Source organism: Opitutaceae bacterium, assembly GCA_015075305.1.
Lineage (GTDB): Bacteria > Verrucomicrobiota > Verrucomicrobiia > Opitutales > Opitutaceae > UBA6669.
In genome coordinates, this window is record JABTUS010000009.1 from 188,403 (window position 1) to 209,199 (window position 20,797).

General features: G+C 60.6%; 21 protein-coding genes. 11 read left to right on the forward strand and 10 right to left on the reverse strand.

Annotated features, from left to right (window positions below):
- Nucleotides 1-12 precede the first annotated feature (12 nt).
- Nucleotides 13-276 carry an acyl carrier protein gene (gene acpP / locus HS122_17100; protein MBE7540114.1) on the forward strand — a complete coding sequence of 88 codons (264 nt, stop codon included), beginning with the start codon at nt 13-15 and terminating at the stop codon, nt 274-276.
- 117 nt (nt 277-393) lie between these two features.
- Nucleotides 394-1,644 carry a beta-ketoacyl-ACP synthase II gene (fabF, locus tag HS122_17105; protein ID MBE7540115.1) on the forward strand — a complete coding sequence of 417 codons (1,251 nt, stop codon included), beginning with the start codon at nt 394-396 and terminating at the stop codon, nt 1,642-1,644.
- 90 nt (nt 1,645-1,734) lie between these two features.
- On the opposite strand, the gene rpmB is transcribed toward fabF, so the two are convergent.
- Nucleotides 1,735-1,965: a 50S ribosomal protein L28 gene (gene rpmB, locus HS122_17110; protein ID MBE7540116.1), complete on the reverse strand. Its 231-nt coding sequence runs from the start codon at nt 1,963-1,965 to the stop codon at nt 1,735-1,737.
- A gap of 24 nt (nt 1,966-1,989) precedes the next feature.
- Complete coding sequence (locus tag HS122_17115) at nt 1,990-3,021, reverse strand: SAM-dependent methyltransferase (protein ID MBE7540117.1); 1,032 nt, start codon at nt 3,019-3,021, stop codon at nt 1,990-1,992.
- A 16-nt stretch (nt 3,022-3,037) separates the two neighbouring features.
- Between HS122_17115 and HS122_17120 the strand changes: the two genes are divergently transcribed.
- Complete coding sequence (locus HS122_17120) at nt 3,038-4,330, forward strand: S41 family peptidase (protein MBE7540118.1); 1,293 nt, start codon at nt 3,038-3,040, stop codon at nt 4,328-4,330.
- Nucleotides 4,331-4,349: 19 nt separating this feature from the next.
- Nucleotides 4,350-5,408, forward strand: coding sequence for a tRNA (adenosine(37)-N6)-threonylcarbamoyltransferase complex transferase subunit TsaD (gene tsaD / locus HS122_17125; GenBank protein MBE7540119.1), 1,059 nt, complete (start codon nt 4,350-4,352; stop codon nt 5,406-5,408).
- Between the two features lie 19 nt (nt 5,409-5,427).
- Here tsaD and rpoN read toward each other — a convergent pair whose 3' ends face one another.
- A complete protein-coding gene (rpoN, locus tag HS122_17130) occupies nt 5,428-6,933 on the reverse strand; it encodes an RNA polymerase factor sigma-54 (protein MBE7540120.1) in 1,506 nt (501 codons plus the stop codon).
- A gap of 226 nt (nt 6,934-7,159) precedes the next feature.
- Here rpoN and erpA point away from each other — a divergent pair, with 226 nt between their 5' ends.
- Nucleotides 7,160-7,480, forward strand: coding sequence for an iron-sulfur cluster insertion protein ErpA (erpA, locus tag HS122_17135; GenBank protein ID MBE7540121.1), 321 nt, complete (start codon nt 7,160-7,162; stop codon nt 7,478-7,480).
- A gap of 45 nt (nt 7,481-7,525) precedes the next feature.
- On the opposite strand, the gene ubiE is transcribed toward erpA, so the two are convergent.
- Entirely contained in the window at nt 7,526-8,224 is a 699-nt protein-coding gene (ubiE, locus tag HS122_17140; GenBank protein MBE7540122.1) for a bifunctional demethylmenaquinone methyltransferase/2-methoxy-6-polyprenyl-1,4-benzoquinol methylase UbiE, read from the reverse strand.
- Nucleotides 8,225-8,713: 489 nt separating this feature from the next.
- Here ubiE and HS122_17145 point away from each other — a divergent pair, with 489 nt between their 5' ends.
- From HS122_17145 to vsr, 3 genes are read left to right on the forward strand one after another with little or no spacing between them, the layout of a single operon-like run.
- The gene (locus HS122_17145) at nt 8,714-8,947 is read left to right on the forward strand and encodes a hypothetical protein (GenBank protein MBE7540123.1); all 234 of its coding nucleotides are present in this window, start codon (nt 8,714-8,716) and stop codon (nt 8,945-8,947) included.
- A gap of 2 nt (nt 8,948-8,949) precedes the next feature.
- Nucleotides 8,950-9,366 carry a PIN domain-containing protein gene (locus HS122_17150; protein ID MBE7540124.1) on the forward strand — a complete coding sequence of 139 codons (417 nt, stop codon included), beginning with the start codon at nt 8,950-8,952 and terminating at the stop codon, nt 9,364-9,366.
- 26 nt (nt 9,367-9,392) lie between these two features.
- Nucleotides 9,393-9,815 (forward strand): DNA mismatch endonuclease Vsr, encoded by a 423-nt coding sequence (gene vsr / locus HS122_17155; protein MBE7540125.1) that lies wholly within the window; start codon nt 9,393-9,395, stop codon nt 9,813-9,815.
- Nucleotides 9,816-9,834: 19 nt separating this feature from the next.
- Here the strand turns inward: vsr and HS122_17160 are convergent, their stop codons facing one another.
- The 3 genes from HS122_17160 to HS122_17170 all read right to left on the reverse strand — a co-directional run bounded on the left by HS122_17160 (nt 9,835) and on the right by HS122_17170 (nt 12,154).
- Nucleotides 9,835-10,236, reverse strand: a complete 402-nt coding sequence (locus tag HS122_17160; protein MBE7540126.1) for a PIN domain-containing protein — start codon at nt 10,234-10,236, stop codon at nt 9,835-9,837.
- The gene (locus HS122_17165) at nt 10,233-10,415 is read right to left on the reverse strand and encodes a type II toxin-antitoxin system VapB family antitoxin (protein ID MBE7540127.1); all 183 of its coding nucleotides are present in this window, start codon (nt 10,413-10,415) and stop codon (nt 10,233-10,235) included. The genes HS122_17160 and HS122_17165 overlap by 4 nt, the downstream gene beginning before the upstream one ends.
- 143 nt (nt 10,416-10,558) lie before the next feature.
- Complete coding sequence (locus tag HS122_17170; GenBank protein ID MBE7540128.1) at nt 10,559-12,154, reverse strand: AAA family ATPase; 1,596 nt, start codon at nt 12,152-12,154, stop codon at nt 10,559-10,561.
- Nucleotides 12,155-12,193: 39 nt separating this feature from the next.
- Between HS122_17170 and HS122_17175 the strand changes: the two genes are divergently transcribed.
- A complete protein-coding gene (locus HS122_17175; GenBank protein MBE7540129.1) occupies nt 12,194-12,574 on the forward strand; it encodes an HU family DNA-binding protein in 381 nt (126 codons plus the stop codon).
- 142 nt (nt 12,575-12,716) lie between these two features.
- Nucleotides 12,717-14,027: a histidine--tRNA ligase gene (gene hisS / locus HS122_17180; GenBank protein ID MBE7540130.1), complete on the forward strand. Its 1,311-nt coding sequence runs from the start codon at nt 12,717-12,719 to the stop codon at nt 14,025-14,027.
- On the opposite strand, the gene HS122_17185 is transcribed toward hisS, so the two are convergent.
- Entirely contained in the window at nt 14,012-14,473 is a 462-nt protein-coding gene (locus HS122_17185; protein ID MBE7540131.1) for a cytidine deaminase, read from the reverse strand. The genes hisS and HS122_17185 overlap by 16 nt on opposite strands.
- Here HS122_17185 and HS122_17190 point away from each other — a divergent pair.
- The gene (locus HS122_17190) at nt 14,472-18,680 is read left to right on the forward strand and encodes a S8 family serine peptidase (protein MBE7540132.1); all 4,209 of its coding nucleotides are present in this window, start codon (nt 14,472-14,474) and stop codon (nt 18,678-18,680) included. The two genes, HS122_17185 and HS122_17190, sit on opposite strands and share 2 nt — an antisense overlap.
- 17 nt (nt 18,681-18,697) lie before the next feature.
- Here HS122_17190 and HS122_17195 read toward each other — a convergent pair whose 3' ends face one another.
- Nucleotides 18,698-19,963: a hypothetical protein gene (locus HS122_17195; protein ID MBE7540133.1), complete on the reverse strand. Its 1,266-nt coding sequence runs from the start codon at nt 19,961-19,963 to the stop codon at nt 18,698-18,700.
- Nucleotides 19,956-20,768 (reverse strand): RNA polymerase sigma factor, encoded by an 813-nt coding sequence (locus HS122_17200; GenBank protein MBE7540134.1) that lies wholly within the window; start codon nt 20,766-20,768, stop codon nt 19,956-19,958. The genes HS122_17195 and HS122_17200 overlap by 8 nt, the downstream gene beginning before the upstream one ends.
- Between the last annotated feature and the right edge of the window lie 29 nt (nt 20,769-20,797).

Below are 20,797 nucleotides of genomic sequence, written 5' to 3' on the forward strand. Positions count from 1 at the left end.
GATTTAACCCATATGGCTGATCAAAAAACCATCGAACAACGCGTAAAAGAGATCATCGTCAATCAGCTCAATGTGAACGAGGAGCAGATCACTCTCCAGGCCTCGTTCCTCGACGATCTCGGAGCGGACTCCCTCGACACGGTCGAGCTGATCATGGCCTTTGAGGAAGAGTTCAAGGATGAGATCAAGGGCGAGATTCCTGAGTCTGATGCAGAGAAGCTGCAGACGGTCGGCCAGGTCATCGATTACATCAACGCCAAGGCGGCCGGCAAATAGCCGCCTGCTGAATTTCGTGGCGCTCTTCCGATTGTCGGAAGGGCGCTTTTTTGCTTTCAGGTCCGGCAATCCCCGGCCTTGAATTGAGGCCGGTCACCCCTTTTCCTACGAGCGCCCATGGAGTCGCAATCAGTCCCGCAACGTGTGGTTGTCACCGGGCTCGGTGTCGTGCATGGCATTGGTCGTGAGGTTGAATCCTTCTGGGCAAGTCTCCTTGCGGGGCGCTGCGGCATTGGCCGGGTGACGCAGTTTGATCCATCCGGCTTCACGAGCCAGATCGGAGCGGAGGTGCGCGACTGGGAGCCCGAAGCGCACATGGACCCCAAGGAGGTGCGACGAAACGACCGCTATACCCACTTCGGCTATGTGGCCGCGAAGCAGGCCGTGCGGGACGCGGCTCTCCAGGTGGACGATGGCAATGCCGACCGGGTGGGTGTGATCATTGGTTCCGGGATCGGCGGGATGGCCACCTTTGAAACGCAGCACAAGCGGCTGATGGAGGGCGGACCGAGAAAGGTCTCACCCTTCACCATTCCGGCTCTCATCGGCAACATGTGCTCCGGTCTGTTTGCCATCGAGATTGGTGCGCGCGGGCCAAATTTTGGCGTGGTGTCCGCCTGCGCGACGGCTACGCATGCGATCGGCGAGGCGATGCACATGATCAGACGCGGCGATGTCGACGTCATGGTTGCGGGCGGGGCGGAGGCTGCAATCACACCGTTTGCCTACGCGAGCTTTTGCTCGATGAAGGCGATGAGCGGTCGAAATGATGATCCGGCTACCGCGAGCCGCCCCTTTTCGCTGGGGCGCGACGGCTTTGTCATGGGAGAAGGCGCCGGGGTGCTGGTTGTTGAGTCGCTTTCACACGCCCTGAAGCGCGACGCCCGGATCTATTGCGAACTGCTTGGCTATGCGGCAACGGCTGATGCCTACCATATCACGCAGCCCGATCCAGAGGGAAAGGGCCTTTCCATGGCCATGCGGCGAGCGCTCTCCAGCGCCAGGATAAGGCCGGACGAGGTCGACTACATCAATGCGCATGGCACCAGCACACCGTACAACGACAAGTTTGAGACGCTTGCCATCAAGGGGGTGTTTGGTGCGCATGCCCGCAAGGTGGCGGTGAGTTCAACCAAATCGATGACAGGCCATCTGCTGGGTGCGGCAGGGGGCATCGAATCCATTGCCAGCATCAAGGCGATTCAGACGGGGTGCATCCCGCCGACCATTAATCTGCACGAACGCGACCCGGAATGTGATCTCGACTACGTGCCCAATGTCGCCCGGAACGCGCCGATACGCACCGTTCTCAGCAACAACCTTGGTTTTGGCGGACAGAATGCCGCGATTGTTTTTCGGGCACTGTGATCGCGACTGACCGGCATTTTTTCGAGGCTCGACCGACAAAAAAACCACGGCGCGGGCCGTGGTTTGAGAAAGCGAAGAATTGGGCTTGGATCAGACTTTCTGCACCAGCCCGGCCTTGATGGCCTTTACGGACACCCAAACACGCTTCGTGCCGCCATTTGCGGTGCGAATGCGTATGCGTTGCAGGTTCGGGCGAAACTTGCGTGGCGTGATGCTCGTCACGTGGGTGCCGATGCCTCCGCTTTTCTTGCTCTGACCTTTACGGTTGATGATAGAGCCTTTTGTGGGACGACGACCTGTGATTGCGCAAATGCGGGCCATATTCGAATTGGTGAAAGGGAGACGTTAAACTAGGAGCGGTCCTGCAGTGCAAGGTCTTTCTTGCCGCGTTCTCAGCGCGTGGAGCACCTGAAATTTCTGACCCATATTGGCCGGATGCAGCAATTGCATCAACGCCTGCTTTGCGGTGCTTCGTAGTGTGGAGTCAGTCCCGGCAATTTTTTCAAGCGCTGCGCCGGCATGGTGGACAAAGAACGCCTCCTGCGATTCGATTCTGGGTGAGAGGAAGCGGTGCATTTTCAATGACTCCGCAATCCAGTCCCAGCACACGTGGCAGGTGAGATCCTGCTCTCCGGGGGTGGCAAGCAGATCGTTCGATTGCCTGTGGGACCTGTACGCGCGTGCGGTGCCTCCTGGCAGGGCTTGGGTGAGTTCCTCAAGGGATTTTCCGTAGTCAATCGCGACAAAGAGACCGACCCAATCCTGACGTGCGATATCGAGAGCGAGATCCGCAGCGCGTCGAGGAGCATCGAACAGATAGCCATCCTCTGCGGCCAGCGGCAGCCACGATTCCGAGGCAGGGCCGAGGCAGGTTTCAATCAGGCCCCCGTCCGTGATTTGCACTCCAAGTTCGATCCATTGATCCTCGCTGCGACGAAATCGTCGAAAAGGCTGGGCGTCGAGGAGTTCGTTGGAAAAGACCACGGACGGGCCTTCGATCAAGAGCGGATCCTTTACGCGGAGGGTCTTCGCGGATCGGAATGGGTGGGGGATGTTCTCGAAAACACTCCGGCCCGGCTCAGCCCCGATTTCGACAAACGTCATCGAGGCGGGATCGAATTTCCCCAGCAGCGAAACGATGGCTGCCGCAACCAGGTGGCCGAAAACAGGATTTGCCGACATCGCCGTAAAAAAGTCGGTGCCGGCTGATCGTCCAATGCGCGTTCGGTGGGAGCGATAGTACCCGACTTCATTGTCGAAAAGCGCGAGTTCCACGAATTCATCAAACCGCAGCACGCGCCTTTCACCTGCGAAACGTTCAAATGCAGTGCGGAATTCGTTGGAAACCGCTGAAGGGTGTGGTGCAGGGGAAGACATTTACAAAACGCATCGAATGCCCACGCTGGAGGCGATGCTCAAACGCTTTCTGACGACTGCCGGTGGCGCCGTGATTGGCCTGGTGCTGGCCTATTCCGCCGCGCACTTCGCGGCCGCGTGGGGTCTCTTTCCCAATCGCGAGTTGGACCGCAGTGCAGCGTACGTGCGGCAAGTGATGCAACTGGTCTCGGAGAACTACGTGGATGCCTCGCAAGCCTCTTATGATCAACTGGCCAGATCGGCTTTGCATGGACTGGTGCAGTCACTCGACCCGCACTCGGAATTCATGGAGGCGAAGGATTTCAGTGAACTGGAGGAGGACATGAATGCCGAATTTGGCGGCATTGGCATCCAGGTCGAGATGCGCAACGGTAGGGTTGTGGTCATCGCGCCCATTGCAAACACACCCAGTGATCGGGCTGGGGTTCTGCGCGGTGACGAGATCGTGTCGGTGGATGGCCAGGGCATGGACAAGATGCCGATGAATGATGTCATAAGCCGTCTGCGCGGGAAACCGAAGACGCGCGTCACCGTGAGGTTCCTTCGTCCTTCAACGAAGAAGCAGTTCGAAGTGCATCTCATTCGCGAGGTGATCAAGGTGGAGAGTGTGAAGGATGTGCGCCTGCTCAAGGATGAGGTCGGGTACATTCAGTTGACGCAGTTTTCGGAGCGCACCGGACGGGAGTTTATCGATGCGCTGAACAAGCTGATCGCGGATGGCATGCAGGCGCTGGTTCTTGATCTCCGGAACAATCCGGGCGGTTTGCTTGACGCTGCCGTGGAGGTGGCTGAGCCCTTTTTCAAGCGGGGGGAGCTCATTGTGTACACGCAGGGGCGGGATCCCAAGGATCGGGAGGATTTCAAGGGAGAGTCCGATGATCCGCCGCTTAATGTGCCGCTTGCCGTGCTGATCAATGCGGGCAGCGCCAGCGCGGCGGAAATTGTCGCCGGGGCGTTGCGGGACACCCACAAGGCGGTGATTGTCGGCGAGCGGTCATTTGGAAAGGGCTCGGTTCAGACGATTTTCAACCTGAAGAATGGCGAGGGTCTTCGGCTGACAACCGCGCGGTACTATACGCCGAGTGGAGTGACCATTCACGAGAAGGGCATAGAGCCAAACGTCGATGTTGTCATGACGCCGGAGGAGGACCGGCAGCTGAGGATTCAGCGGGCGCGCAGCGACGTGCAGGATTCCCGCGAATTCAAGCAGCGGTTTGGCTTTGAACCGATTCAAGACCGCCAGCTAGAAACGGCCCTTGAAATTCTGGCGGGCTTGCGTGCGTGGAATGCGCACGGCGGGGGCGATTGATGCCCTCTGCTGGAAAGACATGATCCTTGCGCTCGAAAGTTCATGCGACGAGACGGCCGTCGCGTTGTTCGATCCCGGGCTCGGCATGCGCGGCGAATGGGTGCGCAGCCAGATCGCGCTCCATGAACGCCATGGGGGTGTTGTTCCCGATCTTGCGACGCGGGAGCACTTGCAGGCGATCGGGCCGCTGCTGTCGGAATCGGGGCACGCATCCGACAACTGGAGGCTGCTCACGCGCGTGGCCGTGACCCACGGCCCCGGGCTTGCCGGCTGCCTGGCCATCGGAGTGGCTGCGGCGAAGGCTTTTGCCCTCGAAATGGGGCTTCCGCTCATCGCGGTGAATCACCTGCGTGGTCATGCATTTTCGCCCTTCATTCCGCTGCATGAGCAGGTGCCGCAAGACTTTGACAGCCGAATGGATGCCCTGCTGCCGCACCTCGGGTTGATTGTCTCCGGGGGCAACACGCTGCTTTTTTCGATCGATCGCGAAAGGCGGCTCACGGAACTCTCCACCACCCGCGACGATGCGGCCGGGGAGGCGCTCGACAAAGGCGCGAAGCTGCTTGGGCTTGGCTACCCTGGAGGACCTCTCATTGAAAAAGTGGCAGGGGAGGGCAGGGCTGATGCCTTTGACTTTCCACGAGGTGCCGGGTCTCGCGAGGATCTCAGCTTCAGTTTTTCAGGACTGAAAACGAGCCTGCGCTACAGGATCGAAAAAATGTCCCCTGAGGAGGTTCGTGCTCGTCTTCCGGATCTGGCGGCGAGCTATCAGCAGGCGGTGATCGATGCGTTGCTCAAGAAAACCCTGGCCGCATTTCGACAGGGGGAATTCAAGAGTCTGGGACTCTCGGGCGGCGTGGCCAACAATCGATCCTTGCGAAACGAGATGGAGACAATTGCGAGGCGCCGGCGCGTACCCCTGCTGGCGGCGATGCCGGCACACACGGGAGACAATGCGGCGATGATTGCGTTTGCCGCGTGGATCGATCCGATTGCAAAACCGGCGGGGCTGTCAGAAATTGGCATCGCCCCGAGCCTTCCCCTGGTGCCCCCGGCCCTGCTTCAAGAGGTGAAGTAGCGGAAGGTGGTTGCCGCACTCAGGTGAAATCGCGGCGCAGGTTGCTTGGCAGGAGGCCAAGCACTTCGCGGTACTTTGCCACCGTGCGACGGGCGAGATTGATTCCCTTTTCCTGAAGCTTGACCACGATTTCCTGGTCGCTGAGCGGACGGCTCCTGTCCTCGAGGTTTATGAGCTCCCCGATCATTTCCTTCACGCTCGTGTTGGACACGGCGTCGCCGCCGTCGGCCTGGTAGCCCGAGGTGAAGAAGAACTTGAACTCAAAGACTCCATGGGGGGTCCTGATGTATTTGTTGGCGATTGCGCGGCTGACGGTCGTCTCGTGCACTCCCACGGCGTCAGCGATCTGGGTCATCGTCAGAGGCCTGAGCTTTGAGACGCCCTCCCGGAAAAATTCCTCCTGTACGCGGATGATTTCCCGGGTGATGCGTTCGATTGTCTGCTGGCGCTGTTCAATCGAGTTGATGATGAATTTTCCCGACCGCATTCGCTCACGGACGTAGTCGCGCTCGTCCTTGTTGAGCGAGCCTTTCGCGATCATTTCCTTGTAGGTGTTGGAAATGCGAAGTCGCGGGATGTAGTCGTTGTTGAGGATGATCTTCCATTCACCGTGCTCCTCTTCCACGGTCACATCGGGTACGACGACGCGATTGTTGTCGTCTGCGAATCGCCGCCCGGGCGCCGGGTCGAGGGTGCCGATCTCCTCGATCGCCACCTGCACGTCGTCCATTGGCGAACCGAGTTTGCGCGCGATGTCGGGAATGCGGCGACGGGTAAGCAGCGCAAAATGATCGCGTACGATGCGGGCAGCGAGAGAATCGTTCCGTCCCTTGGCCTTCAACTGAAGGAGCAGGCAGTCCCCGAGGTCCCTGGCGCCAATTCCGGCCGGCTCGAAGGTTCTGAGCGACTGCAGCGCCTCCTGAACCGTTTCAAGAGGAAGTCCTGTTTGAAGGGCGACATCCGCAGGTGTCTCTGTCAGAAAGCCGCGGTCATCCAGGCTTCCGACCAAGTGTTGCATGGCGGACATGCCTTTCTCGTCGAGATCGGTCATTTCCGCCTGCCTCATCAGGTGCTCCTGAAGGGAAGTCTCTGAAACGAGCGAATCGAAGAAGTGCTGCCGCCTCTCAGCGTCGTCAGATGTAAACGACTGGGCGCCGCCGGCATTGGACATGAAGTCGCGCCAGTCGTCGTCCAGTTTGGTAAGAATTTCGTACTCCTTCGAGAAATCCATCTGCTCTCGCTCCGGAGGCTCATTTGCCGTCGCAGGGGGCGCCGCATGCTCCCCGCCGTCACCGTTGAGTTCGTGCCCGTTCCGAGCGCTGTCTTCGGCCGCCTTTTCAAGGCTGATGCCCTCCATGGGCAGCTCTTCCAATGTCGGATTATTCTGCAGCTCCTCTTGAATGACCGAACGCAGATCCAATGCCGCGACCTGGAGGATCTTCAGCGACTGCCTCAATTGCGGCGCAAGGACCAGCGATTGGGTCTGGCGTAGTCTGAGATCCTGACTGAATCCGGGGCCGGCCATGGTTGAATCGGGTCAGCTGGCGCCGATGGCCGGGCGAGTCAGGCGGACGGTTTCAGCTTCCGCCATGCTCAGACTGGATGAGGTTTGATGAGAGTCGGGCGACACAACGAAATAGGAAAGATGCCGTGGAAAGGAGAAGCAAGAGGTGAAATGGTTTCCTAGCATGAAAAATGCTTCAAGGCGGTGCTGTCGTTGACACATCGACCTGTTTCCCTAGGCTTTTAGGATGATTACACTGACACCGCGGGCGGCCACTCAGGTAAGGGCGATGCGCTCCGAGCAGGCGGATCGCGAGTCAAAAAAGCTTCGAGTATTCGTCGAGTCCGGTGGCTGCTCGGGGTTTCAATATGGCATGTCGTTCGACAATGAAAAGGACGGCGACCAAGTTATTGAGAGCGAGGGAGTAGCGTTTATTGTCGATCCGACCAGCCTGGCCTACCTGGATGGCGCTAGCATTGATTTTGACGATGGACTCCATGGCAAGGGATTCGAGATCAAAAATCCGAATGCCCAGAGCACCTGCGGGTGCGGCAAGTCCTTCGCGTAACTGGAGTCCGTGCAGCAGGCGCGCAATGGCGCACGGTTGCCGGAATCACTTGGTCGCCGTGTGCAGGGCAACAATGCCGAAGGTCATTCTTAGAACAGTGACCGAAAAAAATCCCGCATTCCTGATTTCTTCTGTGAGAGCCAGGTGCGAGGGGAACTGCTCAACGGAACCGCAGAGGTAATCGTAGGCTTCCTTGTCCCCAGTGACCGTCTTCGCCAGACGCGGCATGATGTGGCGCAGATAGAATCGGTAAAAGGGACGAAACCATCGGTAAGGCTGCGAAAATTCGAGGATGTGAACGCGTCCCCCCGGAACGAGCACCCGCCGCATTTCGCTCAAGGCGCGGTGGCGATCCTCCATGTTGCGCAGTCCGAATGAAATCGTGACGGCGTCCACCTGTCCGTCCGGAAGCGGAAGTTGCAGGCCGTCTCCCTGACGAAAATTCACGTTGCGGAATTCGCCGGGGTGGGCCGCCTTCTTGAGTTCGGCCTCATCGAGCATGGGCTGGCAGAAGTCCATGCCCGTGATCGATGCCGAGGCAGGCAGGGATCGCGCCAGGGCGAAGGCGACATCCCCGCTGCCCGTGGCCAGATCAAGCACGCGCCGCGGGTGTGATTCGCCGACCACGCGCACGAGCCGCTTTCGCCAGGAGCGATCGACGCCACCGCTCAGCAGGTGATTCGCGGCGTCGTACCGACGCGCGATGCGTGCGAACATGGAGTTGACGGCGGCAGGATCCGGCATGGAGCACTCAACCGAAGACGCAATTGAGACCAAGGCAACGCTCTTGTACGACAGTGATCCACGGCAGGCGGGTCAAGGGGCGGCCTTGAATCCGGACACCGGATGTCAGCGGCAGGGGATGATGTGAGATTTGTGACTGAGGCTTCCGCACTCGCATGGACTGGTGGAGGGGCGAGCTCCGCCGTGCCCAGAGGACGCCGATTGCAGGACGCCGCCAGCCCAATCTCCCCCTTGGCATCGATGAGGGCCCTGCTCAAGGACCGTAGGATTGAAAGGTCCCTCTGATGGCGAACCGGGTCTTGGACAGTTGGGCGCTTGCGGTCTTTTTGAGGACGAGCCCGCGGCCGCGCTGGCGAAGGAGAAAAGGGCCGAGCTGGGGACCGGCGACCCAGAGTTCAAGTTCCTGGAACAGTCCAGGGAGGTGACTTTGTCGTTGTCCATGGGAGCGCCTGGCTTGACGGATTGCACGTAAGCCGCCAGGTTATACGTATGAAGACGAAGCTCACCCTTTATGTGGATCGGGCCGCTGTGACACGGGGCAAACGGTGGGCCAGCCGCCGCAACGTTTCGCTGTCCCGCGTGGTGGAGGAGCATCTCAACCGGCTGGACTCCGCCGGAGCTGGCGAGCAGTTTCTCGCCAAGTGGCAGGGCGCCTTCACGCTCGACCCAGCCACACTCATGGACGAGCGCGCGGCTGCCATCGCCGCCAAGCACCTGCGCTGACCATGCGCCCGCTGCTCGACACCAATGTATTGGTGGACGTGGCGCTCGCTCGTCCGGGATTGCGCGCGGCCAGTGGTGCTGTGGTGGCTTGGTGCATGAACAATCCCGGAGCCGGCCTTCTGGCGGTCCATTCGCTGGCCACGTTTGCCTACCTTGTTGGCCGTGGAGCGGGGGCCGGTAGGATGCGCGAATTCATTGCCGATTTGGTCTCGGGCATGGATTTCGCGCGCCTCGAACGAGTCGAAATCAAACGAGCTCTCGCTCTGCCCATGGCCGATTTCGAGGATGCGTTGGTGGCGGCCGCCGCCGAGGGTGCCGCTGCCACGCATATTGTCACCCGCAACACGACTGATTTCCGACGGTCACCGGTGAAGGCGGTCACTCCGGAGGAATTTGCGCGGCTGATTGAGAAGGCCTGATTTTGGGCGAAACGGCGGGAGGCTGCATGAGCGATGTTTTCTCCAAGCGCAAGCGCTCCGCAGTCATGGCTGCGATCCGCTCCCGCGGCAACAGGTCGACGGAGCTCCGGCTGATGCAGGTTTTCCGCACTCACGGCATCACGGGCTGGCGCCGTGGCAGGGCTTTGCCGGGGCGCCCTGACTTCGTTTTTCCGGGGCACCGGGCGGTAGTATTCGTGGACGGCTGTTTTTGGCACGGGTGCCCCCGGCACGCGACCTGGCCAAAAGCCAGAGCGAAGTTTTGGCGCGACAAGATCGAGCACAACCGCTCGCGCGACCGGCGGGCCAGCCGCGAACTGCGCGGTCAAGGCTGGCGTGTGCTTCGGGTCTGGGAGCACGCCTTGTGCAGGCGCAACGAGGCCCGGCTGCTCGCCAGGCTGCGCAGATTTTTAGCCCGCGGATCCCCGTGATCCCCTGGACTGGCTCCATTCACGGATTCAGCAGTTGAATCGGAATTTGCCTCGAGTATTGCTGGAAATCCGGGTCCGCCGTCAGGACATGAAATTCGCGGCGCGTGGCGTAAGCGCAGATCAGGTAGTCCACCGCACTGCCATGAACACCTGCGGCCATGCACGCATTGTAGTATTCAGCGGCGGTTTCATGGTCTGCGATTTCCATGGGGGCGTCCGGGAACGCGCGGAGCTGCCGGCGCAGGCGGTCAAGTTGCTGCGGATGCCTGATGCCCGACAGCAGCTCCTGCCGCACAATGCCAGGCAGCACCACTCGACCATCCCGAATGAGATCATTCAGGAGCTCCACATGACTGGATGCGACGGGAACCCTTCGGCGAAGCGCAAGCGACCAGACAGACGTATCAACCACCACCTTCATTTGTGGCGTCCGCGCCGTGCCGCCTTGTAGTCGTAATTCTCCTCATAGTCTATTTTACCGAAGGACCGGAGAACCCCGGTCTGCCTGCGTCGCTGCACATACTCCCTGAGGGCTTCCTCGACAGTTGCGCGCTTGGATGGCTGCCTTTCGATTTGCCTCTGAACCCATGGCGTTGCCATGGGCTGGACTTGGATCGCCCCGTTGGGGCAGAGGCATCGTCCGGCGAGCGGGATAGCCTGTCCCTATCGGCGGTGTACCTCTGAACCCATGGCGTTGCCAATGAGCCGGGGGCGGGGCGGCTCGTTGGATCCTGGATTCCTGTTCACCCCTTGAACTGATCGACGACCCATTTCGAAAGCGATGCCTGGGGATTGAGCACGACCTCGCGTGTGATTTTGAAACGGCGGAGTTCTCCCTCGCGTGTCAGCAGCTTGAGCCCGTGGTGAAAGTCGCGGAATCCCTCTTCACACAGTGCGCGGATGGTCTTGTCCTTCTTGAGACTCAGATCGATCAGGGCCGTCACGGCGGACTCGTCGAAGTCGAGGTCGAAGCCGTACTCCGCCTTGAATCGCGCCGCAAACGCGGCGACTTCATCCCTGAAAACCGCGTGCTGCTGGTCGGCGTTTTCGCGAAGGAGTTTCCCGAGAGTCTCAACGGGAGCCGCCACAGTGCCTGCGTCGATCCGGAAACTCTTGATGGCCGTGGAGGGCAGCTCGAACTTGAAGTCGCGAAACACCCGTTCCAGCACCGTCATCAATCCGCGCGCGCCGGTGTTCTCCCGGCTTGCGCGCTGGGCGACCTCGCTGACGGCGTCCGGCGTAATTTCGAAATCGATGCCATAGCCTGCGAAATCGGCGCGGTACTGCGTGAGGATGCTTCCCTCGCTTGTGAGCAGAATTTTCTCAAGGTCGCCGGCTGTGAGGCCCTGGCAGGCGACGCGCACCGGCAGGCGTCCGACGAATTCCGGCTCCATGCCGTAATCTATGATGTCGCGCGACTGTGCGAGCTGCAGGTAGTCGGATTCATGTTCAAACGCCTTCGCGCCGTGGGATGGGTTCGCTGCGGAGAATCCAATGCTCGCATTCTGGAGCCGGCGTTTGACGGAACCGGCCAGCTTGTCGAATGCGCCACTGACAATGAACAGGATGTGGCGCGTGTTGATGGTGCGTTTTCGCGGTTTTCCCGAGCGCTGCAAATCCATCATGGCCTGCATTTGCGCGGCGAAATCCGTCTGGCTCGTGAGGTTGACATCCGTTTCCTCCATGAGCTTGAGGAGATTGATCTGGACGCCTCGTCCCGAAACATCGCGTCCATTGCCGCCGGCGGTGCTGCTGCTTGTGGCGATCTTGTCGATTTCGTCGATGTAGACGATGCCGTATTGGGCGAGCTCCGCATCACCGTTTGCGGCCTTCACGAGATCCCTGATGAGATCCTCAACGTCGCCCCCCACGTATCCGGTTTCTGAAAACTTGGTGGCGTCAGCCTTGACGAAGGGCACTCCAATCAGACGCGCAATGCAGCGCATGAGATAGGTTTTCCCGACACCCGTGGGCCCAAGAAGCAGAATGTTCTGCTTGGCGTAGTCGGTTTCCCGAAGATCGGGGTTCTCCATGCAGGCACGCACATGATTGTAGTGATCGCAAATGGACACCGAGAGCACCTTTTTTGCCTCATTCTGTTGAATGACGAAGCGATCCAGGTAGTCCCGAATCTCCTTCGGTCGCAGGCTGAAGTTGCGAATTTTTTCAAGTGCTTCGGCCGAGTCCGATTCCGCGGGGGTGGACTTGCCGGCTGCTGCGCCGGGATTCCCATCCTGAGGTGTATTTGTAAAAACTGAGCGAAACGGGGAACCTTTGAGCAGATCTTGAATCTGCTTAGGCAGTTGCTCCAGTGGACTTTGCGGTTCTCCCTGACTCATGATATTTTTCAAAAATCGGTGTTAGTTGTTGACGAATCGATGGAACGGAAAATTCTTTGGAACACATCTCATAACCGGAAGACAAACAAAAGGATAACTCCCATGACGCCCCCACTCACCAATCTGACGAAAAGAGAAATCGTACTCGAGATATACGAAAAAACCGGCTTTCCGCAAAAGGAGATCGTGCATACGGTTCAGATGACTCTGGACATCGTGATGCGCGCTCTGGCGGAAGGTCGCAATGTGGAGCTCCGGAATTTCGGTGTTCTTGAGGTTCAAAGGCGCAAGGCTCGCATTGGTCGAAATCCGAACAAGCCTGAAACTGAAGTGGTTATTCCTGAACGCGCCGTCGTCAAATTCAAGTCCGGCAAGATCCTGAAGCAGCTGCTCAAGAAGCTCGACGTCCAGGCCTTGTAATAAAGCGCGGGAAGCCGGGCACTTCCGCCGGTTGATTCGCGCTCGGATGTGACGCCCATTCGTCGCAACTGCACCCGCGGATTTTCTGATCCGCGGGTTTTTTGTCGCGCCGAGCGGCGGCTCGGGCCATTTCCTGCGCCTTATGGCATCGTTTCAGACGCTTCCGGGTTTTCGCGAGTTTCCTCCCGATGTGTTCGCACAACGCGCTCACATCTTTCGTCTCTGGCGTCAGGCAGCGCATGCCCATGGATTCTCGGAGTATGATGCGCCGGTGCTGGAACCACTCGATCTCTATCGAACGAAGTCCGGTGAGGAGATCGAGGCGCAGCTTTTCAGCTTCACAGACAAGGGTGGTCGCGAGGTTGCGTTGAGGCCTGAAATGACGCCGACAGTCTGCCGTCTGGTGGGTGAGAAGGCGAATGCGCTCAAACGACCGATCAAGTGGTTCAGCATTGCGGAATTCTATCGGTACGAACGCATGCAGAAGGGGCGCGGCCGTTGTTTCACCCAGTTCAACGCGGACATTTTTGGTGAACCCGGCATCGAGGCTGAAACCGAGCTGATCGGTCTGCTCGTGCAATGCATGACAGGATTCGGGCTGGGGCCGGACGATTTCATGGTGCGGCTGAGCGATCGCAATCTCTGGTTCTATTTTCTTGAGGTGCTCGGCCTGGACGATGCGCGCAGCCGGGTCATGCTCACCGCGGTTGATCGCTATGAAAAGCTGGGGGATGATGCTTTCAAGGACTACGTCGCTCAATTCGGAGAGCTTGACCCGAGTGTAAAGACACGCGTGCTGGCGTTTCAGGCGATTCGTTCGCTGCCGGCGCTCGAGCAAATGCTTGAGCCTCTTGGCGGTGAAAAACTGGCCGCGCGCGTCGACGAATGGCGCCGCCTGATCGCGAACCTCGGTGCGATGGGGCTTGGCGATTTCATAAGCGTCGACCTCGGAGTCGTCCGCGGACTGGCTTACTACACAGGATTCGTTTTCGAGGCCTTTGACCGGAAGGGTGAACTGCGTGCGCTCGCGGGAGGAGGGAGATACGACAACCTCGTGGGCAAACTGGGCTTTGCGGATCTTCCGGCGGCGGGCTTTGCGATCGGCGACATGACGTTTGCGCTGCTTCTGGAACAACGTGGACTGACACCCCGGATCGTGCAGGCACCCGATGTCTATGTCGTCATTGGAGGCGCGGCTGAACGGCTGTCGGCGCTGGGTGACATCAGGAGCCTGCGGAGTGCCGGTTACCGGGTGGACTATCCGTTCAGGGATCTCGCATTTGGCAAACAATTCAAAGCGGCGGCGGAATCGGGCGCGAGACTCGCGCTGATCTACGGGGGTGATGAACTGGCCCGGGGCGTGGTGAAAATTCGCGACCTGAATGAGCGCAGCGAGCGGGAGGTGGAAAAGGCCCGCCTATTCGAGGAGGTGCGCGCTCATTTTGGCGGATGATTCGCGGGTCTCCTGCCGCCGGCGACCGGCAAATCGTCCAGGTTTTCATGGCCGAAGGCGCGCGGGAGAAGCGCATCGAGCGTGGTGACGATGCGTTCGTTTGAGTTGCAGATGCAATGAACGAGCGCGCGGGGTCCGAATTCATTGATGACCTGCCGGCATGCGCCGCAGGGAGTCGTCGCGGTGGACGTGGGCGTAAACACGAACAAGTGCGTGATCGATTTCTCCCCACTCGAGATTGCGGCGAAAATTGCGCTTCTCTCGGCGCAGTTGCAGAGTCCGTACGAGGCGTTCTCGACATTGCAGCCTGAATAAACGCGACCGGATGCTCCGCGCACCGCCGCGCCCACGCGGAAATGGGAGTAGGGGGCGTAGGCGTTGCGGGCGGCGGAGCGGGCGGTCTTTTCCAGTTTGCGCAAATCCGGGGGAAAGGGTTTCTTTGCCATGAGCATCAAGCGTGGCTGCCATTCCATACTTTTCAGCAACATTCGAGAAGGCAGACTGGTCGTAAACATCGTGCACATACCCCGCATTCCCCCTGACCGGCTGGCGTTGTGGACGGTGCTGCTTCTCTTTGCGCTCGTACGTTCGGCGAGTGGTGCGGAATCAGCCGCCGGCGGGCCGTCATCCTTTACCGACGAAGAGCTGCGCCTTGGCTATCGCACGGACCGGGTCCTGGTCAGGGTGCGTGAGATGGCATCCCTCTCCTCGGGTGACGCCAGTCTCGCGTTCAACCAGGCGGAGCGCCGCGCGGGAGTGCGCTCGAAGCGTGTTTTGGCCCATTTGGAACGTCAGCAGGTTCTTGAGCTGGACTCCGGAACCCCGGTCCGGAACGCAATCTCCTCCCTGCTCTCGAGCGGGCTGTACGAATTTGTTGAACCTGACTTCATCCGCGTGGCGCTTGTGACACCGAATGATGCGAGGTTCGGGGAGCAGTGGTCGCTGCACAACACCGGCCAGAGCTCGGGAACGCCCGATGCCGACATCGACGCACCCGAAGCATGGGACATCACAGCCAACGCATCCGGCGTGATCGTCGCAGTGATCGACAGCGGCCTGCGCGTCACTCATGAGGACATCGCCGCCAATCTCTGGCTCAATTCGCGGGAGATTGCCGGGAACGGTCGCGATGACGACGGCAATGGATATGTCGACGACATCAATGGCATCAACTCGATCGTTGCGGCCGGCAGCCCCGGAAGCGGAACGCCGACGGACGACAACGGCCATGGCACGCACGTGGCCGGGATCATCGGAGCCGTCGGAAACAATGGCCGGGGGATCAGCGGAGTGGCCTGGCGTGTGCAGATCATGGCGCTCAAGTTCCTCGGTGCGGATGGGCGCGGATCGATCTCGGACGCCGCGGAGTGCATTGACTACGCGATCGCCAACGGAGCGAAGGTGATCAACGCCAGCTACGGTGCGCTCAGCACGGGACAAGGCCCTTCACTCACCGAGATTGCGGCCATTCAGCGGGCGCGTGACGCGGGGATCATATTCGTGGCTGCCGCCGGCAATGACGCTCTGAACCTCGATGTCGCCCGCACCTTTCCCGCGACCTACGCGCTTGAGAACATCATCACAGTCGGGAATTCGACGCGGCTGGAGGACATCGCCACCTCATCCAACACCGGATCGGGCGCTGTCGATCTGTTCGCGCCAGGCAGCGAGATCCTGTCGCTGTCCCAGACAAGTGACAGCGGCTACGTGCAGTTGAGCGGCACGTCGATGGCAGCGCCCCATGTGTCCGGTGCGATCGCGCTCGTCCGCGCCATGTATCCGGAATTCACCTACAGGCAGGCGATCAACCGCGTTCTGCGCTCGGTGGATCCCGTGCCAAAGTACTCGGGTCGTGTGCAGACCGGTGGCAGGCTCAATCTGCGCCGGGCCCTCGCGGAAACCGACAGCCGCCCCTTCAACGACGATTTTGCGTCGCGGGCCAGGCTGCAGGGGGAGCTGGTCCAGGTGCGGTCATCATCGCGCGGCGCAGGCGGCGAGCCGGGTGAGCCGGCGCATGCGGGTTTCAGTCCCCAGGCGACCCTGTGGTGGACCTGGACTGCTCCCGTTTCCGGACAGGTGAACATCGACACCCAGGGCAGCGGATTTGACACGGTGCTCGCCGTGTACACGGGGGGAGAGCTCAATGCCCTGGCGCTTGTGGCCGCGAATGACAACGCGGCGAACAGCGTGACCAGCAGCGTGACATTTCTGGCGCAGGCAGGCGCGACCTACCAGATTGCGGCGGGAGGCAAGTCACCCGGCGGCGGACTGCTGCTCGTCAATCTTGGCGCCGCTCCGGCGAATGACGATTTCGCGGCGGCCACAACTCTGACCGGCGTGAACGCCGTCGTGACGGCGACAAACGCGAAGGCGTCGGCGCAGTTGGGTGAACCCGCCCATGCTGGAAGAGCTGCGCGGCGCTCGTTGTGGTACCGTTGGACGGCACCCGCAACAACGCGCTATCAGGCGACCGTTGTCAGCGCGCAGCTCAATCCGGTGGTGGCGGTTTACACCGGGAATTCGCTGGATTCGCTCGTTGCTGTCAGTTCCGCCGTCAGCACGGCCACGGACGCGGAGGTGAACAACGCGATTGCCGGCTTCGATGCGCGCGCGGGCGTGAGTTATGCCATTGTGGTCGATTCGGCTGTGATTGGTGCAACTGAGGTAAACGGGGAATTTACGTTCACGCTTGTGGATGCGACGTGGATCGCGGCGACCAAGGATGGAATCACAAGTTCTCCGACAGTGGGTGCCGACGGAACCGTCTACGTGGGTTCAAACGACGGTGGATTCTATGCGCTGAACGGAGCGGATGGCAGCATCAAGTGGCGCTACGCGCTGGTGCCGGCGAGCCTGATCGATACCGGAAGCGCGGCGATCGATGCAAAGGGAGTGATCTATTTTGGGGGAGGGAACGGAAATCTCCATGCACTGATCGACAATGGAACCAGCCCAACGCTGAAGTGGACTGCCACGCTCGGAGGTCCGATCACCAATGCACCCGCCATCGCGGAGGACGGGACGGTCTACATCCGAATCGAGCGGGGAACGACGGGTGCCAATGCCGAGGCGCAGCTCGTCGCCGTCTCCGGAGTGGATGGAGCGGTGAAATGGCGCCATGCCTTCGGGCAGGAGGCGAGTTATGCTTCACCGAGCGTCGGCGCGGACGGCACGATCTATGTCGCGGGGGGCGATGGTGCGTTGCACGCCGTGACACCCGCGGGTTTGACAAAGTGGAAGTTTGCCGCGGAAGGGCAGGTCTACTCTTCGCCGGCGATCGACCGGGAGGGCAATGTCTACTTCTCGTCGATTGGAGGAACGGTCTTTTCCCTGACCGCTGCCGGCGTGCAGCGGTGGCGCACGCCGGTTGGCGGATTTGTCTCATCCTCGCTGGCACTGGCAAACGGCACAGCCTATCTGGGCAGCTATGATCGGCGCCTTTATGCCCTGGACATGAACACCGGTGCCGTGCGCTGGTCCTACCTGATGGGCGATGAAGTACGGGCCTCATCGCCTGCTGTTGCCCAGGACGGATCTGTTTTTATCGGCAGTTATGACAGGACGATTCATCAGGTGAATGCGGATGGCACTCTGCGACGAACGTATGCGGGCGCAAATTGGTACAGGTCATCCGTGCTCCTTGCGGGAGGCCGTCTCTATGCGGGAAACAATGATGGCAGGCTTTACGCCTTTGATGTCGGCCTGAAGGCGGCAGCGGGAGATGCCGGGCCGTGGCCGCAGCATCGCCACAATATCAGACACACCGGGCGCTTTGTCGCGGGGTTGGATGATCCGGCGACCCTGGATCCTGATTTTGGCTCCGGACGTCTGACGAACCTCTCCGTCCGTGCTGCCGCAGCCACTGGCGACGCCAGCCTCATCACCGGTTTCGTCATTGTGGGAGGATCGTCAGGCGAAACCAAGACGCTGCTGATGCGCGGTGTGGGACCGAGTCTGGCGCCGTTTGGAGTGAAGGGGTGGATGCGCGATCCGGCCCTGACGCTCCGCTCGGAGCAAGGCAGCGTCATTGCGGGCAACGATGACTGGAACGGTTCTCAGGCAGTAGCCGGCATCAGCGCAAGGGTGGGTGCGTTTGCCCTGGCACCGGAGTCGCTGGATGCCGCGCTGCTTGCCCCACTCGCGGCGGGACTCTACACAGCCCAGATTGCGCCGTCTCAAAAGGCGCAGGGTGCTGGGGCTGATTCAGGTGTCGTCCTGGCCGAAGTCTACGATGCGGCTGGCCCGGAGGCAGGCGGAGTGAATGGCCTTCGTCTTGCCAATCTCTCCGTGCGTGCGCGGACTGGAAAGGGTGACGAGGTGCTGATCGCGGGCTTCACGATCGTTGATGGTCCAAGAACAGTGCTCATCCGCGGAATTGGTCCGACCCTGGCGGACTTTGGCGTGGCTGGCGTGCTCGATGATCCGCTCATCGAGATTTATCAGGGCAGCGCAATGATTCGACAGAACGACGACTGGGCGGGTGCTGTTGACGTTTCGCAGGCGGCGGCTCGTGCGGGAGCGTTTGCCCTGCAGCCCGGATCGCGGGATGCGGCGATCGTCTTGAAGCTCCTGCCCGGCGGCTACACGGTCATTGTTCGCGGTAAGGGAGACAGAGCAGGAGTCGCACTCGCGGAAATTTATGAACTGCGCTGACTCGCTGCATGGCGCGCTCAGGGCCCGCGCAGGACCACCTTTCCCGTCGGTTTCGCCGGCGGGACGGCGGAGCGTGGTTCGAGCGTGATCAGGATTTCCGATGGAGCGGGAACCGTGGGTGGAAGCTGGTACTGGAAACTGCCTGACTTGCCGGAGAGGGTGGCGGGCACCTCTCCCACGGGGAGGAAGTCCGAGGCATCGACGGGCTTGACCCAGACTTGAAGCCGCTCTGCCTCGCCAATCCGCGGGAGATTGTAGAGGTTCAGGTAACCCTGGCTTTGTTTTTCGTCATAGACCGACCAGGCGTAGGTGGCGGCCGATGGCTGCGAGGCGAAACCCAGGTCACCCGGTCGTCCCGCAGTCGTGTCTCCGACTCCAATGGATTGGAAAGTGAAGGAGGGAGTCGTGTCCGTAAATGCGATCTTCGGAGAGTCGTCTGACGAGACCGCCTGTCCCGGTGTCCGGCTCATGCCGGGAGGTTCCGCGGACACAATGCCCTGCTCCGTCAGGAGTCCGCGAGCGAGATTCATCAACCCCCGGCGGTCGCCGCGCGCATAGCTGTCCACATCGACCAGCTCCATGGTGGCGAGCCGCCCCACGCCCTGTTCAGTCAAAGCACGGCGAGCCAGCTTTTCCATGGCGAGCTTGTACTCATTGGCGAGCGACTCGCGCGCCTGTTGAATTCGTGCGTATTCCCGGCGGAGGTCATCGATTTTGGACGCATCGCCGGCCAGCGGATCCTTGGAGTTCGAGGGATCGGTGGTTTCGATTCCGAGACCATCGCCCGGTGATCGTGCGTGCGTCGGCGCGTTCGAAGCATCGGTGGTTGAACTCGCGAGGTACGGTGCGGCTGGAGGAGTCACACCCGTTCCGTTCTCTAGAGTAGCGCTTGAGTGTGCAGCTGATGAAGCGGGGTCGATGCTGGCGGCTGCTCCAGGACGAAAAAGCCTCACACCTTGGATGACGTTGAGGAGCAGGAGCACTGCGGCCGCGGCTGGCCAGGCCCATTGCGGAAAACGGTGCACAATGGAGCGGGGTGCAGGCGTGGTTGCCGCGGCAGTTGCCGCAAGGATCCCCGCAAGACTTGCGTCGGATTCCGACTCGGAAAGCGAGGCGGGCGGGGCTGCTTCGATGGCAAACTGGGCAAGGCTGTCGGCGCAGGTCTTGAACGCAGCGGCGGCGACGGGATCGCTGGCCAGCCGGTGCGCAAAGGCGGTGCGGCGGGCCGGCTCCATCTCATCCAGCAGGTACTGGAGCGCGTCGGAGGTGAAGTCATCATTCATGGCGATGGACGAACTGGCGGAGTTTCAGGAGGCCGCGGCGCAGGTGATTCTTAACATTGCCGACCTGGGTGCGCATGGCGGCGGCGATCTCCGCCTGGGTGCAGCCGGAAAAGAACGCCAGTTCGAGGGCCTGTCGCTGGGAGGCGCTGAGGTTGGCGAGGCTGCGGTCGAGCATATCGCGCTGGTCAAAGCCGTCATCCGGATCCACTCCGTCTTCGGTTTCATCGTTGAGTTGAAGGCTTTCAACGAGTGCGGCGCGGCGATTGCTCTGACGGAGGCGGTCAATGGATTGATTGCGCGTGATGTACAGCATCCATGAGTACACCTCGCCGAGTTCCGGACGATAGTTGGACGCCTGCCGCCAGGCCTTGATGAATGCGTCCTGCACCACTTCGCGCACGTCCTCGTCGTTGCTGAGGATGCGCCGGGCAATCCCGTGGAGGAATGGGGCGAGGTCCCTGTGGAGGGCGGTCAGGGCGTGTGTTTCACCAGCGGCAATCTGCGCGATCCAAATGCGGTGCTGCTTTTGGGCCTGTTCATCGAAGAGGAGCACGGTGGGGGAATGCGAATCCTTGCACGGCTTTGTGGAGGAGTTCAATGCGACAGCGAAATCCACGGGTGGCGGTGGTCGGGAGAATGCGGGGGCATGCATGCAGCCCCTGCCAGCCTGACGGTTCCATGAGTTTGAAACGGATTCGGCAGCGTGCGACGTGCCGGGTGCAGGGGAAATCGATGCACGCCGGGCGCCGAGGATGCTCTTCGGGCGCCAGGTGATGCTGCCAGTCGTTCCGTCTGAATAGTGCATGATGTCCAGGTGCACACGCGAGCCCGCTC

Excerpts from the sequence above, each read along its gene's own strand:
- HS122_17175 (MBE7540129.1), top strand. The coding sequence starts at position 12,194 with ATGGAACGGAAAATTCTTTGGAACACATCTCATAACCGGAAGACAAAC.
- HS122_17120 (MBE7540118.1), top strand. The coding sequence starts at position 3,038 with ATGCCCACGCTGGAGGCGATGCTCAAACGCTTTCTGACGACTGCCGGT.
- HS122_17190 (MBE7540132.1), top strand. The coding sequence starts at position 14,472 with ATGAGCATCAAGCGTGGCTGCCATTCCATACTTTTCAGCAACATTCGA.
- erpA (MBE7540121.1), top strand. The coding sequence starts at position 7,160 with ATGATTACACTGACACCGCGGGCGGCCACTCAGGTAAGGGCGATGCGC.
- HS122_17145 (MBE7540123.1), top strand. The coding sequence starts at position 8,714 with ATGAAGACGAAGCTCACCCTTTATGTGGATCGGGCCGCTGTGACACGG.
- HS122_17200 (MBE7540134.1), bottom strand. The coding sequence starts at position 20,768 with ATGCACTATTCAGACGGAACGACTGGCAGCATCACCTGGCGCCCGAAG.
- HS122_17165 (MBE7540127.1), bottom strand. The coding sequence starts at position 10,415 with ATGGCAACGCCATGGGTTCAGAGGCAAATCGAAAGGCAGCCATCCAAG.
- HS122_17115 (MBE7540117.1), bottom strand. The coding sequence starts at position 3,021 with ATGTCTTCCCCTGCACCACACCCTTCAGCGGTTTCCAACGAATTCCGC.
- HS122_17185 (MBE7540131.1), bottom strand. The coding sequence starts at position 14,473 with ATGGCAAAGAAACCCTTTCCCCCGGATTTGCGCAAACTGGAAAAGACC.
- HS122_17170 (MBE7540128.1), bottom strand. The coding sequence starts at position 12,154 with ATGAGTCAGGGAGAACCGCAAAGTCCACTGGAGCAACTGCCTAAGCAG.
- fabF (MBE7540115.1), top strand. The coding sequence starts at position 394 with ATGGAGTCGCAATCAGTCCCGCAACGTGTGGTTGTCACCGGGCTCGGT.
- rpoN (MBE7540120.1), bottom strand. The coding sequence starts at position 6,933 with ATGGCCGGCCCCGGATTCAGTCAGGATCTCAGACTACGCCAGACCCAA.
- vsr (MBE7540125.1), top strand. The coding sequence starts at position 9,393 with ATGAGCGATGTTTTCTCCAAGCGCAAGCGCTCCGCAGTCATGGCTGCG.
- ubiE (MBE7540122.1), bottom strand. The coding sequence starts at position 8,224 with ATGCCGGATCCTGCCGCCGTCAACTCCATGTTCGCACGCATCGCGCGT.
- tsaD (MBE7540119.1), top strand. The coding sequence starts at position 4,350 with ATGATCCTTGCGCTCGAAAGTTCATGCGACGAGACGGCCGTCGCGTTG.
- rpmB (MBE7540116.1), bottom strand. The coding sequence starts at position 1,965 with ATGGCCCGCATTTGCGCAATCACAGGTCGTCGTCCCACAAAAGGCTCT.
- hisS (MBE7540130.1), top strand. The coding sequence starts at position 12,717 with ATGGCATCGTTTCAGACGCTTCCGGGTTTTCGCGAGTTTCCTCCCGAT.
- HS122_17195 (MBE7540133.1), bottom strand. The coding sequence starts at position 19,963 with ATGAATGATGACTTCACCTCCGACGCGCTCCAGTACCTGCTGGATGAG.
- HS122_17150 (MBE7540124.1), top strand. The coding sequence starts at position 8,950 with ATGCGCCCGCTGCTCGACACCAATGTATTGGTGGACGTGGCGCTCGCT.
- acpP (MBE7540114.1), top strand. The coding sequence starts at position 13 with ATGGCTGATCAAAAAACCATCGAACAACGCGTAAAAGAGATCATCGTC.
- HS122_17160 (MBE7540126.1), bottom strand. The coding sequence starts at position 10,236 with ATGAAGGTGGTGGTTGATACGTCTGTCTGGTCGCTTGCGCTTCGCCGA.